Genomic DNA, 6,106 nt, shown 5'->3' with positions numbered 1-6,106 from the left:
GCGCATGTCTCGTGGGCTCGGAGATGGGTATAAGAGACAGGCATAAGGTGGTGGGGCTTGCCCGCTCGGAGGCTTCAGCCCGGGCCCTGGAGGCGGCGGGGGCGGAGGTGCACCGCGGCTCGCTGGATGACCCGGAGAGCCTGCGCGCCGGGGCGGCGAAGGCGGATGGGGTCATCCACCTGGCGTTCATCCACGACTTCTCGCGCTTCGCGGACTCGATCCGTGCCGACACGCGCGCGATTGAAGCCATGGGCGCCGTGCTTGAGGGCTCCCAGCGGCCGCTCGTCATCGCGGCGGGGCTGCTGGGGCTCGCGCCGGGGCGCATCGCCGTGGAGACGGACGTGGCGGCCCCGGCAGGACGAGGCGCGTCGGAGGCGACGATGCTCGCGCTGGCCGAGCGGGGGGTGCGCACGTCCATCGTGCGGCTCTCGCCGACGGTCCACGGCAAGGGTGACCACGGCTTCGTGCCGCACCTGATCGCGTCCGCGCGCCAGAAGGGCGTATCCGTCTACATCGGCGATGGGGCGAGTCGCTGGCCCGCGGTGCACCGGAGCGACGCGGCCCGACTCTTCCGGCTCGCGCTGGAACGGGCTCCCGCGGGCTCCAGGCTCCATGCCGCCGCCGAAGAGGGCGTGCCCACCCGGGACATCGCGAACGTCATCGGCCGCCGCCTGGGCGTACCGGTCGCCTCGAAGAGGCCAGAGGAGGCCGGCGACTTCGTCGGCTTCCTGGGGCACTTCTTCGCGCTCGATGCCCCCGCGTCGAGCACCCTCACGCGCGAACAGCTCGGCTGGCGGCCCGTCGAGCCCGGGCTCCTGGCCGACCTCGACGACGAGCACTACTTCGCACCGGACGCTGGCACGGTTCTGTGAGCGCGATGGCAAGGGGCATGCGCCGATGCTACGGCCTCGGATCTCCGTGCCGTGCACCCGGGCCCGATGCGGCCCCAACTGGTCCGACAGTCGGACAGGTTCGTGCGGTTCGCCTCCGCCGCGGTCAGTCCGGCGGCAGCTTCGCGAGGGCGCGGCGCAGGTCCTCGCGCAACCCACTCGCGTCCTTCCACTTCGGGCGCGCGGTGAGCACGGCTTCGGTGAGCGACAGGCCCTGCTGGAGGTGGGTGCGGGCTTCCGGACCGGAGGAGGTCGCGCCCCATTCCCGCAGGAAGGCGCCGTAGGCCAGGCGCTGGTCCAGGTTCTCGGGCTCCAGATCCAGCGCCTTCTGGAAGTCGTTCGCCGCGGCCTGGAAGGACGCCTCTGGCTTCAGCCCCCGCCGGGCTTCGTCGCGGGCCTGGAGCGCCCGCGCTTCGCCCCTCCAGCGCCACGCCTGCGCGAGCGACGGGTTGAGCTTCAGCGCACGCTCCAGCGCCTCCATGGCCTGGGCGAGCGCCGGGCGTGGATCCTCCCCGTGCTTCAGCGCGTATGCCGCGACGCTGTGATGCACCTGTCCCAGGTTGGCCCACGGCTCGGCGAGCCCCGGCAGCAACGTGGTGGCCTGCTGGAGCTCGGCCTGGGCCTCCTTCGCGCTCGCGCTGGGGGCCTGGTCGCGCAGCTGCCGCCAGGTCGCACGCCACATGCGCACCTCTCCCAGGTTGTTGTGCGCGAAGCCCACCTTGGGCGCGATGGCGATGGCGTCGATGAAGGCCTGCTCCGCCTGGTCCAGCAGCGGCTCCGGCGCGTCTCCCCGGTCCCACGCCTCACGGGCCTGGTCGAGCAGAACGGTGCCCACGCCGTTGCGCAACGGAGGCAGCTTCGGATTGATGGTGACGCCGTGCCGGTAGGCCTCCAGCGCGCGGGCAAGCCCCGGCCCCGCGTCGCCGCCGCGGTCGCGCAGGCGCAGGGCGAGCGCGCGGTGCACCTCCGCCAGGTAGAACCACGCGACGACGTGGCCCGGGTCGAGCGTGCTCGCGCGCTCCAGTGCCGTCCGCGCTTCCTCCAGGTCCGCGTCCTTCGACGGCGCGCGCGGATGGTTGGCGCGGTTCACGTACGCCGTGCCCAGGTTGATCCACGCATCCGGCCGCTTCGCATCCAGCGCCAACGCCTGCCGGTAGGCCGCGATGGCCTGCTGCCGGAAGGGCAGTGAGTCTCCGCCGCGTCCGTCCTCGGAGTCCGCCCACACCTTGAAGACGAGCCCCAGGTCCAGGTGGAAGTCGTAGTCGCGCGCGGCTTCCGGGATGGACTCGAAGGCGGCGACGGCGGCGCGCAGTTGTTCGCGCGGATCCTCGTTGCGGTCCTGCCGGTAGCGGGCCCACTGCCACCAGCCCATGGCCAGCGCGTGGCGTGCCTCCACCTTGGACGGTTCGAGCCTCAGCGCCTCCTTCGCCGCGTCGAGCGTGCGCGTGAGAAGCGGCTCCACGTCGTCCCCGCTGCTGAGGCGCGCCTGGGCAAGGCGCCGGTGGAGCCCGGCCTCCAGCACCCACGTCTCCGCTTCATCGGGAGCCACTGTGCGCGCGCGTGACACGGCCTCCATCCCGCGCGTGTACGCGGGCAGCACGTCGCCCTTGCCGGACAGCTCCAGCAGCAGGGCTTCCTGCTCCAGCTCCGCGCGCGCACGGTGCACGGCGGACACGCTGCGGCCAATCTCCGCCGCCGCTTCGTAGGCCCGGCGTCCGGCCTCCAAATCATCCCGGGCCGCATCACGCTCACTCGCCAGGGCATGGCGCACGGCGCGGGCGAGCAGGACGTCACCCCGGAGCAGCGGCGCTTCGTGGAACCACGGCAGCCGCGTGCCCAGCGCATCCAGGGACTTCAGCGCGTCGTCGAAGCGCTCCTGGTGGAAGGCGCGAAGGGCCTCCGCGTATTCAGGGGCGGGCACCTCCGCGCCACGGCCCTGCTCCAGGAACGCCAGTGCTGGGTCTCGCGAGTGCGTCTGGGCTTCACGCCGCTTCGCCTCGCGGCTGGCCGCGTCCGGGTTGCGGTCCGCCTCCAGCCGTTCGCGCTGATAGCGGTGGCCCAGGACGAGCGCGAGCGCATACGCCACGCGAGGCTCGCGGAAGCCCTTCGCCCAGGCGGTCTCCAGGTGCGTGCGCGCGGCCTCCTCGTCTCCCAGCGCGAGGAACCCGCGTCCCAGCGCGTAGTGCCCCGGCCCCTCCGCGACGGGCCCTGCGTCGCGCATGGAGGCTTCGATGTCGCGCATGCGAGCGCGCATCGCCTCGCGGTCCGGCCGCGTGTCGTGCAGGGGCGCCTGGCCCGAGTAGCGGGCCTGGGCCTCGATGCGTTCAACGCCTTCGGTGAAGCGGCGGGTCAGGGCCTCGCGTTGGGAGACCTCGCGCCGGGCCATCACGCCCTGGCCCACGGTGCCCGCGACCGCGAGCCCGGTGATGCTCGCGACGACGACCGCGACCCGGTGACGGGCTACCCACTTGCGCACGCGGTATGCGGGGCCGGTGCGCGCGAGGACCCGGTCGCCTTCAAGGAACCGCGTGAGGTCGTCCGCCAGTGCCCGCGCGGAGCCGTAGCGTCGAGAGCGTTCCTTCTCCAGACACTTGAGGACGATGGCCTCCAGGTCCGCCGGGAGCTCCGCGTCCAGCTCGCGCGGGCGGCGGGGCTCCTGGGTGGCGATGCGGCCGAGCACCTCCAATCCATTGGCACCGGTGACAGGCGGTTGGCCGGTCAGCAGGTGGTACAGCGTGGCGCCCAGGCTGTAGACGTCCGCGCGCCGGTCCAGGCGGGACACTTCGCCCCGGGCCTGTTCAGGGGCCATGTACTGGGGTGTGCCCAGCACGGTGCCGGTGGCGGTGGCGGCATCGTCGCTGGTCCAGTCGCGCGCCAGACCGAAGTCCATGACGTAGGGGCGCAGGGCGCCGTCCTCGCCGCGCTCCACGAGGATGTTGGAGGGCTTGAGGTCTCGGTGCACGAGCCCGGCCAGGTGGGCCGCGTGCACGCCCAGGGTGGCGTCGCGCAGCACGAGCGCCTTCTGCTCCACGGACAGCGTGCCGGCCAGGGTGTGCAGCGGTGCTCCCGCGATGTACTGCATGGCGATGTACGCGCGGCCCTGGACCTCGCCGACCTCGTACACGCGGCAGACGCGCTCGTGGTCCACGCGGGCCTGTGCGCGGGCCTCGGAGATGAAGCGGCGCGACAGCTCCGGGTCCTCGTCGCGGACGAACTTCAGCGCTACGTCGCGGTGCAGTCGCAGGTCCCGGGCCAGGAAGACGCGGCCCATGCCGCCCTGTCCCAGGAAGCGGATGGGCCGGTAGAGCGTCCAGTGCGGCACCGGGAACGCGGGCCCGTCCACCCCGGCGGCCGGCACGGCGCCTGGTGGCAGCGTGTCGTCACCCGTGCCCTTGTGCGGAGGAGACCCATCGGGCGCGGGAGGTGGCGTCTCCGCCTCCATGCTCCGGCGCAGCGACACGAGTGAACCCGGGCTGATCCGCCCCTGCTCCACGAGGAGCTGGAGCGGGGAGACACCGCGCCGTGCGGCCTCTTCGCGCACGGCCTCCACGTCCTCGCGGGAGAGGAGTCCCTCGGCCAGCGCCATGCGCAGCTCCGCTTCATTCGCCTCAAGCACGCCAGCACGCTCCATCGCCAGTGGAGCGTAGCGGAGCCTCCCGCTTCCACGCACTTCGCCACACGGCGGCGCGGCGCGACTTGCGGTGTCCGCCCGCCCGTTCCCAAGATGCGCGCATGAGCTCCATGTGGGTCTTGGAAACGCCGCAGCCGAAGCCGGACGCGCGCATCGCCTATGGTGAAGCCCCGCAGCAGTTCACCGAGCTGCGCAAGCCCAAGGGCAAGGGCCCACACCCCGTGGTCCTCTTCGTCCACGGCGGCTTCTGGCGCGCCGAGTACGGCCTGGAGCACGCGGGCCACCTGTGCGCGGACCTGACGAAGCGCGGCTTCGCGACGTGGAGCCTGGAGTACCGGCGCGTGGGCCAGGACGGCGGCGCCTTCCCCGGCACCCTGGAGGACGTGGCCTCCGCCGCGGACCACCTGGTGGAGGCGGCCCCGTCGCTGGGGCTGGACCTCTCCAACGTCGTGGCCATGGGCCACTCCGCCGGCGGACACCTGGCCATGTGGCTGGCCGCGCGGCACCGCCTCACGCCAAAGCAGGCGCTGTACCGCGACGCGCCCCTGAAGCTGAAGGGCGTGGTGTCCCTGGCCGGCGTGCTGGACCTCGCGCAGGGCGCGGCGCTGGACCTGGGCAAGGGCATCGTGAAGACCTTCATGGGCGGCACCCCGGAGCAGGTCCCCGAGCGCTACGCCGTGGCCTCGCCCGCCGCCCTCCAGCCGCTGAAGCTGCCGCAGGTCCTCATCCACGGCACCGAGGACGACACCGTCCCCCTGAAGGTCAGCGAGGGCTTCCACGCCCGGGGCGTCCAGCAGAAGGACCCCGTGCACCTGGTCCCCCTCAAGGGCGCGGGCCACTTCGAGCTCATCGACCCGCGCTCCAAGGAGTGGCCCCGCGTGGTACAGGCCGTGCGCACCCTGCGCTGAAGCCTCCCTCCATGGCCCGACCCGTCACCATCCAGGACGACGTGCTGCTCAAGGCGGCGCGTGAGCTGTTCCTCGAACGCGGCGTGCGCGCCACCACCGCGGAGATCGCCGCGCGCGCGAAGGTGTCGCCCGGCATCCTCTTCAAGCGCTTCAAGAGCAAGGAGGCCCTGTTCCGCGCGGCCATGGGCTCGCAGACCGTGGACGCCGAGCCACCCCTGCCCGTGGACCTGGACGCGCGCGTGGGCAAGGGGCGCGTGGAGGACACCCTCGTCGAGCTGGGCCTGGGGCTCGCGGAGAAGTCCCAGCGCTTCATCCCCACGCTGATGATGGCGTGGAGCAACCGCCAGACGCCCGGCGGTGAAGCGACATCGCCCTCCGACCTGGAGCGGGCCTCGGGCCGCGCCGCCGCGCGCGTGGAGAAGATCGCGGACTACCTGGCCCAGGAGGCCAGGCTCGGCCGCGTGCGCGACGGAGACTTCCAGGTGTTCGCGCAGACCTTCGTCGGTGCCCTCTGGCACCACGCCTTCCTCACCGTGGTGGGCGCGGGCCGCAAGGGCTCCGCGCCCTCGCGGGAGCACGTGCGCCGCGTCGTGGACACCCTCTGGGCAGGGCTCGCGCCACCGGCCCGCGCGAAGCGCTGAAGCCGCCCGTTCCACCCCGAGACTGTTCGCACTTTG

The 6,106-nt window shown here is 72.8% G+C and carries 4 protein-coding genes; 3 read left to right on the top strand and 1 reads right to left on the bottom strand.

Annotated features, from left to right (window positions below; all coding sequences use genetic code 11):
• The first annotated feature begins 23 nt into the window (after positions 1-23).
• The gene (locus D7W79_RS12505; RefSeq protein ID WP_244221736.1) at positions 24-872 is read left to right on the top strand and encodes an SDR family oxidoreductase; all 849 of its coding nucleotides are present in this window, start codon (positions 24-26) and stop codon (positions 870-872) included.
• Positions 873-996: 124 nt separating this feature from the next.
• Here the strand turns inward: D7W79_RS12505 and D7W79_RS12500 are convergent, their stop codons facing one another.
• Entirely contained in the window at positions 997-4,506 is a 3,510-nt protein-coding gene (locus tag D7W79_RS12500; protein WP_244221734.1) for a serine/threonine-protein kinase, read from the bottom strand.
• A 116-nt stretch (positions 4,507-4,622) separates the two neighbouring features.
• Between D7W79_RS12500 and D7W79_RS12495 the strand changes: the two genes are divergently transcribed.
• Positions 4,623-5,429, top strand: coding sequence for an alpha/beta hydrolase family protein (locus D7W79_RS12495; protein ID WP_120525594.1), 807 nt, complete (start codon positions 4,623-4,625; stop codon positions 5,427-5,429).
• Between the two features lie 11 nt (positions 5,430-5,440).
• Positions 5,441-6,070 (top strand): TetR/AcrR family transcriptional regulator, encoded by a 630-nt coding sequence (locus tag D7W79_RS12490; RefSeq protein WP_120525593.1) that lies wholly within the window; start codon positions 5,441-5,443, stop codon positions 6,068-6,070.
• Positions 6,071-6,106: the final 36 nt, after the last annotated feature.

The organism is Corallococcus exercitus (assembly GCF_003611585.1).
Lineage (GTDB): Bacteria > Myxococcota > Myxococcia > Myxococcales > Myxococcaceae > Corallococcus > Corallococcus exercitus.
This window is presented reverse-complemented; position numbering and strand designations above follow the sequence as displayed.

Coding starts and splice junctions, on each gene's coding strand:
- D7W79_RS12490 (WP_120525593.1), top strand. CDS start 5,441: ATGGCCCGACCCGTCACCATCCAGGACGACGTGCTGCTCAAGGCGGCG.
- D7W79_RS12495 (WP_120525594.1), top strand. CDS start 4,623: ATGAGCTCCATGTGGGTCTTGGAAACGCCGCAGCCGAAGCCGGACGCG.
- D7W79_RS12505 (WP_244221736.1), top strand. CDS start 24: ATGGGTATAAGAGACAGGCATAAGGTGGTGGGGCTTGCCCGCTCGGAG.